This is a genomic window from Legionella geestiana, from assembly GCF_004571195.1.
Classification (GTDB): Bacteria; Pseudomonadota; Gammaproteobacteria; order Legionellales; family Legionellaceae; genus Legionella_B; species Legionella_B geestiana.
Genome location: NZ_CP038271.1, coordinates 974385 through 993194, shown reverse-complemented (window position 1 = coordinate 993194; position 18810 = coordinate 974385). Strand labels below are relative to the sequence as shown.

Below are 18810 nucleotides of genomic sequence, written 5' to 3'. Positions count from 1 at the left end.
TGACATGCACGCAAATCCCCAATCCCCTTCTGAAAATGATTCGGTACAAATGAAGTATGATTTGCTACAATCAAGGGGATGTTATTAATGACTGTCAACCGATTCCGGCAGGTGTTTAAACAGCTGCAATCACAGGGTCACGGCGGTATTAACCGGTCCTTCAGCATTACCGATGAATTGTAGCGATTTAGAGAGAGGTTTTCGATGAGTAAATCTGGCAGCGGGACTGGCGATAAAGTTCTGTATTGTTCTTTTTGTGGCAAAAGCCAGCATGAAGTCAAAAAGCTTATTGCAGGCCCCTCTGTGTTTGTCTGCGATGAGTGTGTGGAATTGTGTAACGATATTATCCGCGAGGAAGTACAGGATGCGCCGCAGGCCGCCGCTGAATCAAGGCTTCCGGTTCCGCGAGAAATTGCCGAGTTTCTAGATGACTATGTTATTGGTCAGCCGCATGCCAAAAAGGTCCTTTCAGTCGCGGTTTACAACCACTACAAACGCCTGCGCCATAAACCCGAGAATGGTGTTGAGCTTGGTAAGAGTAACATTCTTCTCATAGGCCCCACCGGCAGTGGTAAAACTCTCCTCGCTCAGACGCTTGCGCGCATGCTTAACGTACCTTTTGCCATGAGTGATGCCACAACGCTGACCGAAGCGGGGTATGTTGGTGAGGATGTGGAAAATATCATCCAGAAGCTGTTGCAAAAATGCGACTACGACGTTGAAAAAGCACAGCAGGGCATTGTCTATATTGATGAAATTGACAAAATTTCCCGAAAATCTGATAACCCGTCCATTACCCGTGACGTTTCGGGCGAGGGTGTGCAGCAGGCGCTGCTCAAGCTGATTGAAGGTACTGTAGCCTCCGTGCCACCGCAGGGCGGGCGCAAGCATCCACAGCAGGAGTTTTTGCAGGTCGATACCTCCAATATCCTCTTTATCTGTGGCGGTGCATTTGCAGGTCTTGAGAAAGTGATTCGCGCGCGCAGCGATAAATCCGGCATTGGTTTTACTGCGGAGCTTAAAAAGCGGGAAGATACCCGCGAGACAGAAAAAATCTTGAGCACGGTAGAATCGGAAGATTTGGTCAAATATGGCCTTATCCCCGAATTTGTCGGTCGACTTCCGGTAGTGACAACACTGCACGAGCTGGATGAAGATGCGCTCGTAGATATTCTTACAAGACCGCGCAATGCACTGACTCGCCAGTTTCACGCGCTCTTCGCAATGGAAGGGGTGGAACTTGAGTTTCAAGATGAGGCCCTGCGACTTATTGCCAAAAAGGCAATGGACAGAAAGCTTGGTGCACGTGGCCTGCGCGCCATTCTTGAAAACATTCTCCTCGACACCATGTACGACCTGCCATCGCTGGAAAACGTGTCGCACGTTATTGTAGATGAAGCAGTGGTGCAGAATGGTGAGAAGCCGCGCCTTGTATATAAAGACGAAGGTACTAAAAAATCGGCAGCAGGTGGCGGCGAATAATCTAGAGAGTAACAAAAAAGGACAACCATGACGAACATACAGGAAACAGGTACGGTAATGCCGGTACTCCCATTGCGGGATGTAGTTGTTTATCCGCACATGGTTATTCCCTTGTTTGTAGGGCGTGAGAAATCCGTCAAGGCGTTGGAAGCGGCAATGGTCGATAACAAACAGATTTTTCTGGTAGCCCAGCGAAAATCTGCGAATGACGACCCGGCTCCTGCGGATGTATTCACCATGGGAACCATCTCAACCGTCCTGCAGCTTTTGAAACTGCCGGACGGCACGGTTAAAGTGCTGGTTGAGGGCGAGCAGCGTGCGCGAGCGGTATCATTTGATACGGCATCCGGTTTCATGGAAGCGGTTACTGCCCCGCTTGAAGAAGTCAGTGACGCACTCAAAACGCAGGAAATTGACATTCTCATGCGTTCGCTGATGTCTCAGTTCGAGCAGTACATCAAACTCAATAAGAAGATACCGCCAGAAGTGCTGAACGCGCTCTCAGGCATTGAAGAGCCGGGGCGGCTTGCCGACACCATCGCTGCACATTTAAGCCTTAAAGTCGATGACAAGCAGGATCTGCTTGAGACGCTTGACGTTGGAACGCGCCTTGAGCGTCTGATGGCCGCCGTTGAGAACGAAATCGACCTTCTGCACGTAGAAAAACGTGTGCGCGGGCGTGTGAAGCGGCAGATGGAAAAAAGCCAGCGTGAGTATTACCTCAACGAACAGATGAAAGCCATCCAGAAAGAGCTCGGTGAAATGGGCGAGGAAGGCAATGAGATTGAGCAGCTGGAACGTTCTATTGAAAAAGCGGGCATGTCGAAAGAGGCCATGGAAAAGGCCAGGGGCGAATTGCAAAAACTTAAAATGATGCCCCCCATGTCTGCTGAGGCAACGGTTATCCGTAATTATCTCGACTGGATGTTAAGCGTTCCCTGGAAAAAGAAAAATCGCATTCAGTTTGACCTCTTGAAAGCAGAAAAGCTGCTTGATAAAGATCACTACGGCCTTGAGAAAGTTAAAGAGCGTATTTTAGAATACCTTGCGGTTCAACAGCGCGTTAAACGCCTGAAAGGCCCCATTTTATGTCTGGTTGGACCACCGGGGGTAGGTAAAACCTCACTTGGCCAGTCCATCGCCAACGCCACAGGGCGCACTTTTATCCGTATCGCTCTTGGGGGTGTGCGTGATGAGGCAGAAATTCGCGGTCATCGGCGCACCTATATTGGTTCCATGCCCGGAAAAATCATACAAAAACTGTGCAAGGCCGGAGTGAAGAATCCACTTATCATGCTTGATGAAGTGGATAAAATGGCCATGGATTTTCGAGGCGACCCGGCATCTGCATTGCTTGAAGTGCTAGATCCCGAGCAAAACCACACTTTTAACGATCATTATCTTGAAGTTGATTACGACCTCAGTGACGTGATGTTCATCGCTACGGCAAACTCGCTTGAAATCCCGGCACCACTTTTGGACCGAATGGAGGTGATTCGCCTTGCAGGTTACACAGAAGATGAAAAAATCAACATCGCTGAAACGTATCTGGTGCCCAAACAGCAGGCGCAGAATGGTCTTAAAAAAGACGAACTCAGTATCAGTGAGAGCGCGGTACGAGAAATTGTACGCCATTACACGCGCGAAGCGGGGGTTCGAAACCTTGACCGGGAAATTTCCGCCATCTGCAGGAAAGTGGTCAAGGATATTCTGACCAGTAAACGCTTGAAAAAATGCATGGTAACGAGCGGAAACATCGAAAAATACCTTGGTGTGAAGAAGTACCGCTACGGGCTTGCTGAAACCTTTGACCAGGTGGGCCAGGTTACGGGGCTGGCATGGACCAGCGTCGGAGGTGAGCTTCTGACCATCGAGGCGACACTGATGCCTGGAAAGGGCAAGGTCACGCATACAGGGCAGCTTGGCGAAGTGATGCAGGAGTCCATTCATGCCGCGATGACCGTTGTTCGCAGCCGCGCAAAGTCACTGGGGCTCTCGGATGATTTTTACGATAAAAATGATTTCCACATTCATGTGCCTGAAGGGGCCACGCCGAAAGACGGTCCAAGTGCCGGCATTGGCATGTGTACCGCACTTATCTCGGTGCTGACGCAAATTCCTGTGCGCGCTGATGTAGCCATGACTGGAGAAATCACTCTGCGTGGCCAGGTTCTGCCGATAGGGGGATTAAAGGAGAAACTCCTTGCCGCGCACCGGGGCGGCATCAAGCATGTGATTATTCCGGATGAGAACGAGAAAGACCTTGAAGAAATACCAGACAACGTTCTCAGGAAGATAAAAGTGCACCCCGTAAAAACCATTGAACAGGTCATGGAGCTGGCTTTACAGCGCAGTCCATGGGTTGAAAAAGCCGCCAAAGAAGCTGTTTCAGGAGTTTCTGCAGAAGATGTAAAAAAAACTGAAAATAAGGATTTACACGCACATTAATCCAGAGTATAGTTCACTCCGTTGCCCGCCAGGGGCGGGACATTCAGGGATGTGTCGGCTTGACTGGATTATGGTGCTCTGATTAAATCATATTCGGGTTAAGATAAATAACTGCAGAGGGTACATAATGAACAAAACTGAATTGGTAGAGGGAATTGCTGAAGCTGCAGGCATCAGCAAGGTGGCAGCTGGTAAAGCGCTGCATTCATTCATGGAGCAAGTTGTCCATGCACTGAAAAGCGGCACACCTGTGTCACTGCCAGGTTTCGGAACGTTTGATGTAGGTCACCGTGCCGGACGAACTGGCCGCAACCCACGAACCGGCGAAGAGATTAAAATCAAACCGAGCCGTGTGCCAAAGTTCAGAGCTGGTAAAGTATTGAAAGACGCAGTACAGGGATAAGATTTTCGGGTGCTTAGCTCAGCTGGGAGAGCATCGCCCTTACAAGGCGAGGGTCGCAGGTTCGATCCCTGCAGCACCCACCAAGTTTGGAGTGGTAGTTCAGTTGGTCAGAATACCGGCCTGTCACGCCGGGGGTCGCGGGTTCGAGCCCCGTCCACTCCGCCATTTTAAGCGCGCCGCAGGGCGCGTTTTTTTTAACCTGCGAATGGTATTTTTTACAGGAGTTCCCGCCTCAATTAACAGGCCTGCATGCCTGCGTTTCTATAACGGTTATGAGGTGCAAACCATCAGAGTACAGGGATGTTTTCTGAGAGCCTCAGGATGAGTTCAAGCGTGTTTGCGCCACTACAACCGTTAAAGGGCCTGCCTGCATAAAGCCCGTTAAGGCGGTATTTTTACAAACTTTAGGGCGTGTACTGCGATGTCATAAGCCGACACGCTCTGACACAACCATGGAATTCCAGATATGCTGCAGAAGCTGAACGAGCGAATTCAGGGGCTGGTTGCCTGGATTGTAATTGGACTGATAGCGGTAACGTTTACCCTGTTTGGCGTAGATTATTACATGCAATCGCGCCAGGTATCGGATGCGGCGGCTGAAGTCAACGGCGAGCCCTTCACGAAACAATCCTTCGAGATTGCCTGGCGGCGTGCGCGCCAGCAGAGCGATGTCGATCAAATGACCGCCGCTGCTGAAAAGACGCTCAAGGCACAGGTTCTGAATGATGCCATCAGCAACATGGTGACCCTTCAGGCCGCGAAAGCTCAAGGCTTTGCGGTAAGTCCTGAACAGGCGAATGCAGCTATCGTCAATATTCCGCAATTCCAGCAGGACGGCAAATTTTCTCCCGAACGTTTCCAAACCGCACTGAGTGGCGCACTCTTTACCCCCGAATCCTTTCAGAGCGAGGTGCGTCAGGGCATGCTGCTGAATCAGCAGCGCTTTGCATTTATGGGAACGTCATTTGCACTGCCCTCTGAGCTGAAACGCTTTGTGAAGCTCTACATGCAGACACGAGATTATACCTACCTGCGCGTACCGGCAGCCCATTTTATTGATAAATCGTCCATTACCGATGCCGAAGTTGCTGCGTGGTATGAGAAAAACCAAAAGGCCTTTGTTGCGCCTGAACAGGTTCAGGTCGAGTATGTCACACTTTCCGTGCCGGCCATTCGTAATGCCATTCATGTCGATGACGAACAGGTCAAACGCTACTACGAAGAAAACCGCAGCAATTACCTGACGCCCGCACGCTGGAAAGTCGCACACATTCTTTTCGCGTTCCCCAGTGATGCCGATGCAGCCACACGTGCCGCTGTGCGCCAGAAAGCCGAAGATGCCTGGCAGGCGCTGAAAAATAATCCAGAGCAGTTTGAGTACTGGGTGAAAACCACCTCCGATGACAAACTCTCCATTGCTAAAGGCGGAGTACTTCCCTGGATAACCGCCGGACAAACCGGCTTTGAGAAGGCTCTCGCAAAACTCGTTGAGCCAGGCCAGATATCCGCGCCGCAAAAAACTAAAAATGGTTACGAAATCTTCAGGCTTGTCGCCTATAAACCTGCGTCTACTCGAGCGTTCAGCGCCGTTCAAAAAGAGATTCGCGACCAGCTTACGGCTGAAATGGCTCAGGCAGGCTTTGCTAAGACCCTCGAGCAGCTTACTGATTTAACCTACCAGTCGCCAGATTCTCTGGAGCCGGCGGCACAGGCCCTTAAGCTCACCGTCCAGACCGCGCCGGCTTTCTCGCGCGATGAAAAGAATGGTAAGGGAATTGTCGCCAACCGGCAGGTCGTTAACGCGGCATTCAGTCATGACGTGCTGGATTTGGGCAACAACAGTGAACCGGTGCAGCTCGATGCCAACACTGTTATTGTGTTGCGCGTGAAAAAGCATATTCCAGAAACCATCCGCCCACTTTCAGAAGTGCGCACACAGGTTGCAGACATTCTTGCGCTTGAAAAGGCACGATCTCGGGCGCGCGAGCTGGGACTCGTCTTTTTATCCGCCAAAGCCGATGGCGAGAAACAAGGCGAAATTCTTGAAGCCAATCAGCTGAAATGGGAAACGGCTACAGCCGTTACCCGTGACGGTGAAAATGCAGACGCTGCCATTAACGACCTTGCCTTCAGCCTGCCCCGTGCCGAAGCACGTGATGGGCGTATGCTTGAAAACGGTGACTTTGTCGTGGTTGAGCTGAAGCACATAAACAATGGCAAGCTGGCCGCGCTTGATAAAGAACAGCGCGACAGCATTGAGCAGCAGATTGAAGCCAATTACGGTGTCATGGATTACGATTTGTATGTCAATGGTTTAATGGCTAAAGCGAAAATTGTGCGGTTTATGTAAGAGCGATACTGAGTCGCTTCTGTGTAACATCCTGCCGATATAAGCGCTGGATGTTACACAGAAATACTTGTTATTCTTCGATTTTCATGCTGGAAACGGCGTGATACCCGGCATCCACGTGCACGACTTCCCCTGTAATACCTGAAGCAAGGTTTGAACACAGGAATGCGGCAGTTGTTCCTACTTCATCTGCTGTCACATTGCGCCCGAGCGGTGTCATGGAGGCATAAGCGGTTTGAATCTTACGAAAATCCTTGATACCGGCGGCAGCCAGCGTTTTGATGGGGCCCGCTGAAATTGCGTTAATACGAATGCCACGTGGCCCAAGGCTTGCTGCGAGATAACGCACGCTTGCCTCAAGGCTCGCTTTGGCAATGCCCATGACGTTATAGTTGGGTACGGCTTTTTCCGCGCCATAATAGCTGAGCGTCAGGACGGAACCCTGGGTATCCATCATCATGGGCAGGGCAGCTTTGGAAAGTGCTACGAGGCTGTAGGCACTGATATCATGGGCCATGCGAAAGCCTTCACGTGTAGCGTGTTCGATATAATCTCCGGCAATCTGATCGGCCGGAGCAAAAGCCACTGAATGCACGAGGATATCGAGGGTGTTCCAATGCTTGCCAAGGCTGCTAAAAACTGCCGCAATTTCCTCATCACTGGCAACATCACAACGAAACGTGAGACTTGAGCCGAATTCTGCAGCCATAGTCTCAACACGGCTTTGGAGTTTTTCATTTTGCCACGTGAAGGCGAGTTCCGCACCCTGCTCGTGGAACGCTTTGGCAATGCCATAGGCAATAGATCGGTTACTGGCAAGCCCGACAATCAGGGCGCGTTTACCGGTTAAAAATCCCATATCAGTTACTCCTGTCGATTTGCGCAAGCATTTCGCGCATTTTGGCCTTAATCATATCAATGGCAATCCGATTTTCACCTCCGCGCGGCACGATAAGATCTGCATGTCGGCTTGATGGCTCAATAAACTGCAGATACATTGGACGCACAGTAGTTTCATACTGGTGTAATACGGACTCAAAGCTGCGCTGGCGCTCGACCACATCGCGTGTGAGTCGGCGAACCAGACAGACATCCAGGGGTGTAGACATAAAAATACGCACGTCCATCAGCTCGCGCAGAGCGCGGTCTGAAAAAAGGAGGATGCCTTCCAGTACGATGATGGCATGCGGACCTACGCGACGGGTCTCAGGAAGACGCCGATGCTCTGAGTGTGAATAGGTCGGAATATCAACAGCAAACCCCTGTTGGATGCGGGTTAGATGCTCGTGAAGGAGTTCGTGATCAAACGCATCGGGATGGTCATAGTTGATTTTTTCCCTGTCAGCAAAGGGCAGGTGGCTGTTGTCTTTATAATAAGCATCTTCCGCAATGACAGCGACCTGCTCTGAGCCCAGTTCGCGGACGATGGTATGGGCCAGCAGACTTTTACCGGAGGCAGACGGCCCGGATATGCCGATGATGATGGTTTTGGGATTCATGGCTCTCTAAGTTCCGCTTAATTTCGGGGAATGGTACGGGTTTGTGTGCGAAAATTCAACTGTCAGCGGTATTTCGCAGGAGTACGAGAACCGCTCCCGCACCGCCGCTGCGGGGAGGGGCACTGTGAAAGGCCAGTATGTGAGGGATTTGCTTCAGCCAGTGGTTAACGAGGTTTTTAAGTACCGGCGCATCGGCAGTGCGTCCGCCCTTGCCATGAACGACCAGCAGACAGCGCACGCCCTTAAGGCAGGCTTCATCAATGGTTTCCAAAAGCTTCTGGCGCGCCCCATCCATCTGCAGGCCATGCAAATCAAGGCACATTTGATAGTGAATAAGCCCCTGGCGCAGCTCACGCAGTCGGCGGCTGGGGAAATCTTGCGCATGCCACATAAGAATCGTCTCAGGGCCGACTGTTTCAAGATAATGGCTTGAAAGCAAAAGCGTAACCGCTCGCGCCAGCGAAACGCCGGGTCGAGCAGCCTCTCCTGACGTGCCATCCTTGCAGGGGATAATGCCGGGTTTTTTCAGGAAATTTCGGAACAGTGCCCGGTCTTCATCACTCAGTCGGTTATCAGTCACTACTGGTCACAGGTCTTAAGGGGGATACTGCAAGTATAGCGCAGACAGCGCCATGACTTTTACGTATAATGAGATTTTTTGGGAAATGAGAGTGTCTCATGTCGGAATCTGTAGCATCTGCATCCACATCGCTCAAAACCGTACTTGATTTTTTACGGTTTGGGTATTCCAGGGCCAATGCGAGCGACCTTTATTACGGTCATGGTACTGACAATGCCTGGGATGATATCCTAACACTCATACTCAAAAGTCTGTCGCTGCCCCTCGATACTAACCCTTTGCTGTGGCAGGGCAGGCTCACGGATGCGGAAAAAACGCACCTTTCCCGCCAGCTTGCCGCACGCATTGAAGATCATGTGCCGGTCCCCTATCTGGTTCGGGAGGCACTCTTTTGTGGTCTGCCTTTTTATGTGGATGAGCGGGTACTTATCCCCCGCTCGCCTATTGGGGAGTGGATTGAGCGCCGGTTTTCACCTTTTGTTGATGAAGATGCGGTGCACGAAGTACTTGACATGTGCACGGGCAGCGCCTGCCTTGCCATCGCCTGTTGTTATGCTTTTCCCAATGCACACGTCGATGCGGCCGATATTTCTGAGGATGCACTGGCCGTGGCGGCTATTAACCAGGAGCGTCATGGTTGCGAAGAGCAGCTCTGTCTGATTGCGTCTGACTGCTGGACGAATATTCCGCAAAAACATTACGACATTATCATCAGCAATCCGCCATATGTAGGGCGTGAAGAAATGGAGACGCTACCAGAAGAGTATCTCCGAGAGCCCGTGCTTGCGCTCGAAGCGGCCAATAATGGCCTTGCGGTGGTAGAAAAGCTGCTTGCACGCGCGCATGACTATCTGGCGCCAAACGGCATTCTTGTGGTGGAAGTCGGCAACAGCGAAGAGGCTCTTATTGAGGCCTTCCCTCATTTGCCCTTTACCTGGCTTGAATGCGAGCGCGGGGGGCAGGGGGTTTTCCTCCTGACCCGAGAACAACTAATCGATGCGTTTGGGGGATGAGGCATGGCCGGCAATACCTTTGGCACACTGTTTACCGTCACCACCTTTGGTGAAAGCCATGGCGAGGCGATTGGGTGTGTCGTGGATGGCTGCCCGCCGGGAATGCCTTTGTCTGAAGCAGATATTCAGCCTTTCCTTGACAGACGAAAGCCAGGTCAGTCCCGTCATACCACGCAGCGCCGTGAAACTGACAGTGTTCGCATGCTGTCGGGGGTGTTTGAAGGTAAAACTACCGGTGCGCCGATTGCGCTCCTGATTGAAAATGGTGATACACGTTCTTCAGACTATGACGCGCTGAAAACATTGTTTCGTCCAGGGCATGCCGATTTTACGTATCATTATAAATACGGGCATCGCGACTGGCGTGGCGGCGGGCGTTCCTCGGCTCGTGAAACGGCAGCCCGGGTCGCGGCCGGCGCGATTGCACGCCTCTGGCTTCAGCGAAACCTTGGCGTTGAAATTATCGGTTATCTTGCACAGATGGGCGATATCGTGCTTCAGGTGGACGATGTTAAGGAATCGGCTAATAATCCCTTCTTCTGCCCGAATACGCACCAGCACGCGGAGCTTGCGAGCGCGATTGACCTGCTGCGGCGGGAAGGGGATTCGATTGGCGCACGGGTTAACGTCCTTGCGCACAAGGTGCCGACAGGCATCGGTAACCCGGTGTTTGGTAAGCTCGATGCGGCACTTGCCGCCGCCATGATGTCTATTAATGCGGTGAAGGCCGTTGAAATTGGAGATGGTTTTGAGGTAGTGTGCCAGAGAGGAAGCGTACACCGTGATGAAATCACGCCACAAGGCTTTAGCACAAATCACGCCGGAGGTATTCTTGGCGGCATTTCAACCGGTCAGACGCTCATAGTCAGCATGGCGCTGAAACCCACTTCAAGCATTACGACGCCTGGGAATACGATTAATACGTCCGGCGAGGCGACTACGGTCGTTACTAAAGGGCGGCATGACCCGTGCGTTGGCATTCGCGCGGTACCAATTGCAGAAGCCATGATGGCGCTGGTGGTGATGGACAGTTATCTGCAGCATAAGGCACAAAATCTTCAGGCGCATGCGCCGATGTGTGTGCCACCATGGAATCAATGAGAGGCAATCGAGATGAAAAATCAATACACTGTTGCGGTGGCAGGCGCTACCGGTGCTGTTGGAGAAACCCTGCTCGCCGTTCTTGAAGAGCGCAATTTCCCGGTAGAAACGCTCTATCCGCTTGCAAGCCACCGCTCAACGGATAAAACGGTCACTTTCAAAGGAAAGGAGCTGGAGGTACTGGATATCGCCACATTTGATTTCAGTCTGGCTGATATATCGCTTTTTTCAGCAGGTGGTGAGGTTTCCCGTGAGTTCGCGCCCATTGCAGCGGCTGCCGGCAGCGTCGTCATTGATAATACGTCCTGCTTTCGTAACGACCCCGACATTCCACTGGTAGTGCCGGAAGTGAATCCCGAGCGCATCGCAGATTTTACGCATCGCGGCATTATTGCGAACCCTAACTGCTCGACCATTCAGATGGTGGTCGCACTGAAGCCGCTTTTGGATGCGGCAGGCATCGCGCGTATCAACGTGGCGACTTACCAGTCAGTTTCCGGTACCGGCAAGCGCGCCATCACGGAGCTTGTCGACCAGGTGGGCAATCTCCTGAACGGCAGACCCGTTGAGTCATCTGTCTATCCTCAGCAGATTGCGTTTAACGTATTGCCCCACATTGACGTGTTTGAAGACAATGGTTACACGCGCGAAGAAATGAAAATGGTACGTGAAACCCGCAAGATTTTTGAAGACGATACCATTCAGGTAAATCCAACTGCCGTGCGTGTGCCGGTGCTGTATGGGCACTCGGAAGCCATACACGTAGAGCTTCGTGCGCCCCTCTCTGCAGCGGATGCCCGCGCATTGCTGGCAAAAGCACCCGGAGTCGTGGTGGTGGATGATACAGAGCAGGGCTTTTATCCCACGGCCATTACCCATGCAACAGGTAAGGACGCCGTTTTTGTCGGACGCATCCGTGAAGATATCTCGCACCCCTGCGGACTGAATCTTTGGGTGGTTGCTGACAATATCCGCAAGGGTGCTGCCACCAATGCGGTGCAGATTGCTGAAATTCTGATACGAGAGTATCTCTAGACATATCGAAGCCGCAAACGGCATATGCGGTGGCAGAAGCGCAAACAGTTGCCGAAGCCCCGCATTAATGTATATACTTTGAACTATGGATGTAGAAAAGCGTAAACCCTCAGGCCTTCCTGGCGTCGGTGAGCCTCCAGATACGCTCCCTTCCCGCGAATCGTTTCTGGTGGATGAGAGTCCTGAGATGTATCGCAAACACCGCGAAATTGAGCAGCGCGAGCTTCGGCGCATTTCGCGGGTGCATGCACGTGACCATGCCGAGCGACCGGATGTCGCCCCTGAAGGTGAGCTGCAGAATAGCATTTTGCAGCATCCCGCACTCGACAGCCAGCGCTTTGATGGCATTGACCCCTCGGTGAATCCTGAGCCTCCGCTCAATACGGAAGCGCGTCTTAAGTATGATAATGAGCTCCGGGAGCAGGAAATGGAAAAACAGCTCAGGCTTGGCAATATGCCAAAATTTTCAACTGCACCTAAACCTCCGGGACAATAATTCATGAAGAGCATCGCCAGCGATATTATTCATGGACGCATGCCGGATTTTAACCTGTGGCTGAGGGAGGGTAACACCCTCGATGATATTGATGAGTTTGGTTTTACGCCGCTCATTGAGTCGGTGCTGATGCGCCGCCCAGAGATTACTGCAGCCCTTTTAGAGCGCGGTGTTGCCATCAACAAGCCTGATGTTACCGGTCGAACGGCGCTGCACTGGGCGGTCGATAATAACGACTTAAAAACGTGTCGTCTGCTTTTGAAATCAGGTGCCAACCCTAACGCAAGCACATACGCCGGCATGAGTGTGCTGGTATATCCCATTTTGCGCGGCCAGACCGCTATTAAACAGCTTTTATACCAGCATGGTGCACGCCTTGATTTTGCCATGGATTTTATTAACGCCAAATTGCTTGGGCACCGCTTTGAGCTGGAAGGCGATGTGGACATCGTTAATGCCGATGGCGAGTTTGTGGAAGTGGATTACGAGGGATTCATACTCGAATTTACCGTAGAAATTATTCACGATTCACTGCGCCGTTTTGCGAGCAGTTATGCCACGCGTCATTTGCGTGATTTTTTTCCGAGCGTACATGCGGTCATGGATGGATTTTCCCTTGCGGCATCGCTCTTAAAACTGCAGCATCTGCCTGAGCGACGCCCGGAGCACAGGCGTCAGCTGAAGATGTTTCTCGAGGCCCCGCTTCTAGTGCTTCCTGCCGCAAGCCGTGGTCATGCCATGGGTTTTGTGCGCATGGGGAGTTGGTGGGCTAAAATCGATCGCGGTGAAAACAGCCTGCTCGAAGGCAGTGTGAACATTTATCGGATAACGCGTGAGTCGCAGTTAACGGTTGAATTTCTCGAGACTTTTCTTTTTAAAAAGCAACCGCGCCGTTTTTTCCATGAGCGCATTAATCAGATACTGGGGCTTCAGAAAGTCGCAACGTTGCCAATTCCCTCACAGATAACCGGTAACTGTTCCTGGGCGAACATGCGCGCGGTGTTTCCAACGGCCCTTGCCATGCAAAATCTTCAGGCAGGAGAGTCAGTCAATACCGCACAGGTGCTTGAACTGGATGTTGCCTGGGAAGCGTGGGATTGTGACAGGGCGCTCGATGAATGTATTCAGCGTTTTTACCACGCAACGCCAGCGCGTAAGGCAAGCCTTGCCACCATGCTTGGTGCGGTATTGTTCCAGTCGTGCAACAGTGCCAACCCGCATCACCTTGAACGCGCGGAGAAAATTTTAGCTATCCTCCAGTTGCCCGAATATGCGTTTGTGCTAAACAGTTACCTCGAAGCCTATTGTATTCGTCGTTTGAGCAAGAAAGGCAACAACCTGCTGCAACTCCTTGAAGCCTGTGGCATTAACCCTGGAATTGGTGTGCAACCGGTTGCCACCCGACTTAAAGAGCGGTGATTCGCGTAAGACATTGTAACTCATGGTTTTTTTAGGCTGGGCTGAGTGCCACGAAGCCTGGCATCGGATATCGCCGTTGACCGGATGTTTTTTTCGCGCATCCTATCCCGCGCTTATCAGCGCAGGCTACGGTTTTTTTAAATAAACTATTGTATTTATTGATTTTTTGTAGGCTGGGCTGAGCAGCGCGAAGCCCGGCATCAGGCATCCCCAAAGGACGGATGTATTTTCGTGCATCCTGTCCCGCTACGGCGCTACGTTTAATCAATAGCGGTTTTGCCGTGACATCGTAAAAACCGCTATTGTTCCTGTTACGTGCAAAAGCGCATTAACCCTCTGCAGAATCTTTCTGCACAGGCTCGCGCTTGCGGGTATTCTCGCCACCACCGCGCTGCGGGTTGTTGGCCGTGCGCGGTGCGTTTTGGGGATTGGATTGGGCCGCAGATGCGTTTGCGCCCTGGCCTTGAGGGCGACGACGGTTACCCTGCTGTTGACCGCCGCCTTGCTGACGGTTGGCCTGCTGAGGGTTATTGCTGCCGCCACTCTGCTGGCCGCCGCCGCTACCGGTAGACGGACGGCGACGCCGCTGCTGACCCTGCTGCTGGCGCCTCTCTCCCTGACTACGGGAATTGTTGCGATTGCCAGAAGCGGGTGCGGCCGTTTTCTGCGGTACGCTTTCTGTTTCTACGGGTTCGCTCGATGTACTTTCAGCAAACAGCGCGTTCCAGATGCGACGAATCAACCCTACGGATTCTCCTGCGCCTGTGCGGGTCGGCGCAAATCCCTTCACGGCTGGCTCATCCCGCGTAACTTCCGCGTCTGCGCGAACGATATTCAGCTCAGGTTCCTGAATCATTGAATAGCTGGGCTTTTTGCTCTTGCCAACGTTATCTTCTTTCAGGCGCGTTATCACATACTGCGGTGTCTGCATGTGCGGATTTGGCAGAATCAGGACATGGACATTGTGGCGTTTCTCGATGTTGCGCAGAAAATCCCGCTTTTCGTTGATAAGAAACGTCGCCATTTCCACCGGCAGCTGCACCTGAATTTCAGCCGTTTTGTCCTTCAGGGCTTCTTCTTCAATCAGACGGATAATGGACAATCCGTGAGAAGGGATGTTGCGAACAGTACCACGACCTTCACAGCGCGGACAGATTTCCTGAGCGGACTCTCCAAGCGACAGACGCAGTCGTTGGCGTGACATCTCGAGCAGGCCAAAGCGGGAAATGCGACCGACCTGGATGCGGGCTCTGTCGGCCTGCAGTGCCTCTTTAAGGCGGTTTTCAACATCGTTTTTGTTTTTGGTTGAGCTCATGTCGATAAAATCGATTACCACGAGACCACCGAGGTCACGAAGACGCAGCTGCCTTGCAATTTCATCAGCAGCCTCAAGGTTGGTATTGAGTGCCGTGGATTCAATATCAGAGCCACCTGTTGCGCGCGCCGAGTTGATATCGATGGATACCAGCGCTTCCGTGCGGTCAATTACCAGTGCGCCACCGGAAGGCAGTGGGACTTCACGCTGGTAGGCCGTTTCAATCTGGCTTTCAATCTGGTAAAAGTTGAAAAGGGGAATAGAGCTGTTGTAAAGCTTCAGGTGCGGCAGAAAGTCAGGCTTGACCTGCTCAATGTACTGCTTCGCGCGAATATAGGCCACGTGGTCATCGATGATGATTTCACCGATGGATTTGCGCAGGTTATCGCGGATGGAGCGCATAATCACATCACCTTCCTGGTGAATCAGGCAGGGCGCGAGCTGGGTGTTGCAGGCTTGCTGAATGGATTGCCACTGATGGCAGAGCATGTCGAGGTCCGCCTGGAGTTCTTCCTGGTTTTTGCCCACACCGGCGGTGCGGATAATCAATCCCATGCCATCTGGCAGAGTCAGTGCGTTGAGCGTTTCACGCAGCTCATCCCGTTCATCGCCTTCAATGCGGCGGGAAATCCCCCCGGAACGTGGATTATTGGGCATCAGCACCAGGTAGCAGCCGGCAAGCGTAATAAAGGTTGTCAGCGCCGCGCCTTTATTGCCGCGCTCTTCTTTTTCGACCTGGATAAGGAGGTCCTGGCCTTCGCGGATGAGCTTGTTGATAGGCTGATGTTCGTCGCCGTCAATATTTGCGCGACTGCTCAGGTATTCGGGTGCAATTTCCTTGAGTGGAAGAAATCCCTGACGTTTGGAGCCGTATTCGACAAAAACAGCATCAAGGCTTGGTTCGCAGCGGGTGACAACCGCTTTATAAATGTTACCTTTTTTCTTGACTTCAAACGGGTATTCAATGTCGAGGTCGTAAAGATAATTGTTATTTTTAACGAGAGCGACACGAATTTCTTCTTGCTGTGTCGCATTGATAAGCATGCGTTCCATATGGTTACCCTATAAAAAGGCGCGCAACGGACCTGGTGTCAAGGACAGTGAAAGGCAATCCATTCCCCGCAGGGCGAGGAGGCGGAATCTTTATGCATGTACCGCGGTGCCATATACAGACCGTACGCATGGTGCCTGCTTTTGCTGGGCGCGCCTCGTCATGATGCGCTCGCATGCGTAGGTATCTGGGTTGAGTTCGTCTCTGCGTAACTCCGGTACCGGGTTGCTTCCTTGTGTCATTGCTTCGGGCGGAAGCGCGTCGTGTTCGTTGTTTAATTCCGGGCGTGACATCACACCCTTTTAGTCGATTATGCGTTATAATTCGTTTGTGCGCGTTTTTAAAATTCGCACGAGGTCATGTTATCAAAAAAACTGCAGTGCCGTAAACAGGCCCGGATATTTTTCTAATGAATGAAGTACGACTGGTTGAAGTCACACCCGCCGAGGCACAGCAACGCCTTGACAATTATTTAATGCGATTACTCAAGGGAGTTCCAAAGAGCTGCATTTACCGCATCATTCGCGCCGGTGAAGTGCGGGTTAACCGCAAACGCGCGAAACCGCTTACAAAGCTGCAGGCCGGCGACTGCGTGCGCATCCCGCCGGTGCGCATGTCGTCAACGGAAGGCGCGAAGCCCATGGTGGGGGAGGGCCTTTCGCGACGCCTTCATGACGCGATTATTCACGAAGATTCCCATCTTATCGTGCTGAATAAGCCCGCGGGCCTTGCCGTGCATGGGGGCAGTGGCCTCAGTTTTGGCGTGATTGAGGCGCTGCGCGCCATGCGTACAGACTCAGATTATCTCGAGCTTGTTCACCGGCTGGACCGAGAGACCTCCGGCTGTCTTCTGATTGCGAAACGGCGCAGTGCTCTTCGCGCACTGCAGGCATCCCTTGCGGCACGCGAGGTACAGAAAACCTATCTGGCGCTGCTAAACGGTCGCTGGACGGGGAGCCTCACGCGAACCGTGAATGTCGCACTTGAAAAAAACACCCGCTGTCAGGGTGAGCGGCATGTCAGCGTTTCTGAAAGCGGCAAACCTTCCCGCACGGTATTTCGTCTGCTTGAAAATTTTGCCGATGCCTGCCTTGTTGAGGCGAGCCCGCTTACCGGGCGCACCCACCAGATTCGCGTACACGCAGCCCATATCGGGCATCCGCTGGTTGGTGATACGCGCTATGGTGACCCTGAAGCCTTCCCGCTGTGTGGAGAAGTTTACACACGGTTATGTTTGCATGCGAGCGCGATTCGATTTACCCTTTCCGACAAAACCCTCAGATTTGAGGCTGAATTGGACAAACACTTTAACGCGCTGCTGGAAAAACTGCGCCAGAAGAGTGAGGCACGTCATGGGTAATTCCCGCCGGCTGGTGGTCTTTGACTGGGAAGGCACGCTTGCCGATACGCTCGGTGAGACACTTAACACGGTGGCCTGTGTCGCCCGCAGCCTTGGACTCGGCGATATGGACATGGCGCATGCGCGCCAGTGTGCGGGTCTTGGCCTTGTGGCGGCTCTGCGCCGGGTTTTTCCGGGTCTAAGCCTCCATCAGCAGGAGCAGCTGCTTGAGGCTGTTCAGTATCAGCTTAATACCCGGGGGGCGGAGGTGTGTCTCTTTCCGGGCGCGCGCGAACTGCTGGCGCGTCTGCAGCATACCGGGGTATTTCTTGCCATCGCGAGCAATAAGGGGCAGCAGTCGTTGATGCGTGCCATCCAGAATGCCGGACTCTCTGGTGTTTTTACCGAAGTTCGTTCCGCGAGCACTACGGCTCAGAAGCCCGCTCCCGACATGCTGCAGGAACTCATGGATGCATTCGCGGTATCCCCGGGCGAAACCCTGATGGTGGGTGACAGCGTGAATGATATCCTGATGGCGGCAAGCCTTGGGGTGGACAGTATCGGCATGGATTTTTATCACCTGCAGGAGGCGGATTTGCGTGCTGCCGGTGCGTTTGCGGTATTTGACAGCCATGACCGGCTGGCCGCATTTCTGCAATTGCCTGAATGATGGGATGTTGGGGGGAGTATGTTGACCGGTTTGCCAAATCTACTGACGCTGACGCGTATCGCGATTATTCCTGTTTTTATCCTGGTGTTTTATCTTCCGTTCTCTTTTGCGCATGGACTGGCGGCAATTTTGTTCGCGCTGGCCTGCTTCACCGACGGGCTTGATGGTTATCTTGCCCGCCGGCTTGAAATGCAATCGCCTTTTGGTGCCTTTCTTGACCCTGTGGCCGATAAGCTGCTGGTGGCGACCTGCCTGCTACTCTTGACTGGTGCGAAGGATGTGGATTACATCACGCTGCCGGCCATTGTGATTGTGGGGCGTGAAATTGTTATTTCAGCGCTGCGAGAATGGATGGCTGAAATTGGCAAGCGTGCCAGCGTTACCGTCAGTTATATCGGCAAGGTTAAAACCGCGTTGCAAATGCTGGCGTTGATGCTGTTGCTGGCGTTTAATCCCGCGTCTTCATTCTGGGGGAAAGTGGGTTTCGTCTCGCTGTATGTGGCGGCAATTTTGACGATTTGGTCGATGGTTATTTACATCGCTATCGCCTGGCCGGAATTTTCAAAAAAAAGTGATGGAAGCTGTTGACAGGCTTTACCATTTCGGTAA

The 18810-nt window shown here is 52.4% G+C and carries 15 protein-coding genes, 2 tRNA genes and 1 pseudogene; 14 read left to right on the top strand and 4 right to left on the bottom strand.

Annotation, left to right across the window (positions count from 1 at the left end):
- Positions 1-204 precede the first annotated feature (204 nt).
- The 6 genes from clpX to E4T54_RS04315 all read left to right on the top strand — a co-directional run bounded on the left by clpX (position 205) and on the right by E4T54_RS04315 (position 6683).
- On the top strand, positions 205-1482 hold the full coding sequence (gene clpX, locus E4T54_RS04340; RefSeq protein ID WP_028386109.1) for an ATP-dependent Clp protease ATP-binding subunit ClpX: 1278 nt from the start codon (positions 205-207) through the stop codon (positions 1480-1482).
- Between the two features lie 27 nt (positions 1483-1509).
- Positions 1510-3930, top strand: coding sequence for an endopeptidase La (gene lon, locus E4T54_RS04335; RefSeq protein WP_028386108.1), 2421 nt, complete (start codon positions 1510-1512; stop codon positions 3928-3930).
- Positions 3931-4057: 127 nt separating this feature from the next.
- A complete protein-coding gene (locus E4T54_RS04330) occupies positions 4058-4333 on the top strand; it encodes an HU family DNA-binding protein (RefSeq protein WP_028386107.1) in 276 nt (91 codons plus the stop codon).
- A 7-nt stretch (positions 4334-4340) separates the two neighbouring features.
- Positions 4341-4416: transfer RNA gene (locus E4T54_RS04325), tRNA-Val, on the top strand.
- Between the two features lie 5 nt (positions 4417-4421).
- Positions 4422-4498, top strand: a tRNA-Asp gene (locus E4T54_RS04320).
- Positions 4499-4799: 301 nt separating this feature from the next.
- Positions 4800-6683, top strand: coding sequence for a SurA N-terminal domain-containing protein (locus tag E4T54_RS04315; protein WP_028386106.1), 1884 nt, complete (start codon positions 4800-4802; stop codon positions 6681-6683).
- Between the two features lie 70 nt (positions 6684-6753).
- On the opposite strand, the gene E4T54_RS04310 is transcribed toward E4T54_RS04315, so the two are convergent.
- From E4T54_RS04310 to E4T54_RS04300, 3 genes are read right to left on the bottom strand one after another with little or no spacing between them, the layout of a single operon-like run.
- Complete coding sequence (locus E4T54_RS04310) at positions 6754-7542, bottom strand: enoyl-ACP reductase FabI (protein WP_028386105.1); 789 nt, start codon at positions 7540-7542, stop codon at positions 6754-6756.
- Position 7543: 1 nt separating this feature from the next.
- Positions 7544-8182 (bottom strand): uridine kinase, encoded by a 639-nt coding sequence (udk, locus tag E4T54_RS04305; RefSeq protein ID WP_028386104.1) that lies wholly within the window; start codon positions 8180-8182, stop codon positions 7544-7546.
- A 55-nt stretch (positions 8183-8237) separates the two neighbouring features.
- On the bottom strand, positions 8238-8762 hold the full coding sequence (locus E4T54_RS04300; RefSeq protein ID WP_028386103.1) for a Smr/MutS family protein: 525 nt from the start codon (positions 8760-8762) through the stop codon (positions 8238-8240).
- A gap of 98 nt (positions 8763-8860) precedes the next feature.
- Between E4T54_RS04300 and prmB the strand changes: the two genes are divergently transcribed.
- The 5 genes and pseudogenes from prmB (at position 8861) to ankH (ending at position 13826) form a co-directional block, all read left to right on the top strand.
- The gene (prmB, locus tag E4T54_RS04295; protein ID WP_028386102.1) at positions 8861-9775 is read left to right on the top strand and encodes a 50S ribosomal protein L3 N(5)-glutamine methyltransferase; all 915 of its coding nucleotides are present in this window, start codon (positions 8861-8863) and stop codon (positions 9773-9775) included.
- A 3-nt stretch (positions 9776-9778) separates the two neighbouring features.
- Positions 9779-10876 carry a chorismate synthase gene (gene aroC, locus E4T54_RS04290; protein WP_028386101.1) on the top strand — a complete coding sequence of 366 codons (1098 nt, stop codon included), beginning with the start codon at positions 9779-9781 and terminating at the stop codon, positions 10874-10876.
- Between the two features lie 12 nt (positions 10877-10888).
- Positions 10889-11911, top strand: coding sequence for an aspartate-semialdehyde dehydrogenase (locus E4T54_RS04285; RefSeq protein ID WP_028386100.1), 1023 nt, complete (start codon positions 10889-10891; stop codon positions 11909-11911).
- A 130-nt stretch (positions 11912-12041) separates the two neighbouring features.
- A pseudogene (locus tag E4T54_RS04280) lies at positions 12042-12407 on the top strand (Smr/MutS family protein); the annotation flags it as partial.
- A gap of 3 nt (positions 12408-12410) precedes the next feature.
- A complete protein-coding gene (ankH, locus tag E4T54_RS04275) occupies positions 12411-13826 on the top strand; it encodes a Dot/Icm T4SS effector AnkH/LegA3 (RefSeq protein WP_028386099.1) in 1416 nt (471 codons plus the stop codon).
- Between the two features lie 328 nt (positions 13827-14154).
- Here ankH and E4T54_RS04270 read toward each other — a convergent pair whose 3' ends face one another.
- Positions 14155-16194, bottom strand: a complete 2040-nt coding sequence (locus tag E4T54_RS04270; RefSeq protein ID WP_051550841.1) for an Rne/Rng family ribonuclease — start codon at positions 16192-16194, stop codon at positions 14155-14157.
- Between the two features lie 407 nt (positions 16195-16601).
- Between E4T54_RS04270 and E4T54_RS04265 the strand changes: the two genes are divergently transcribed.
- Genes E4T54_RS04265 through pgsA form a run of 3 tightly spaced genes read left to right on the top strand, consistent with a single transcriptional unit; the run spans position 16602 to position 18789 of the window.
- Positions 16602-17552 carry an RluA family pseudouridine synthase gene (locus E4T54_RS04265; protein ID WP_028386097.1) on the top strand — a complete coding sequence of 317 codons (951 nt, stop codon included), beginning with the start codon at positions 16602-16604 and terminating at the stop codon, positions 17550-17552.
- Positions 17545-18201, top strand: a complete 657-nt coding sequence (locus E4T54_RS04260; protein WP_028386096.1) for an HAD family hydrolase — start codon at positions 17545-17547, stop codon at positions 18199-18201. The genes E4T54_RS04265 and E4T54_RS04260 overlap by 8 nt, the downstream gene beginning before the upstream one ends.
- Before the next feature lie 18 nt (positions 18202-18219).
- Positions 18220-18789, top strand: coding sequence for a CDP-diacylglycerol--glycerol-3-phosphate 3-phosphatidyltransferase (gene pgsA, locus E4T54_RS04255; protein ID WP_028386095.1), 570 nt, complete (start codon positions 18220-18222; stop codon positions 18787-18789).
- Positions 18790-18810: the final 21 nt, after the last annotated feature.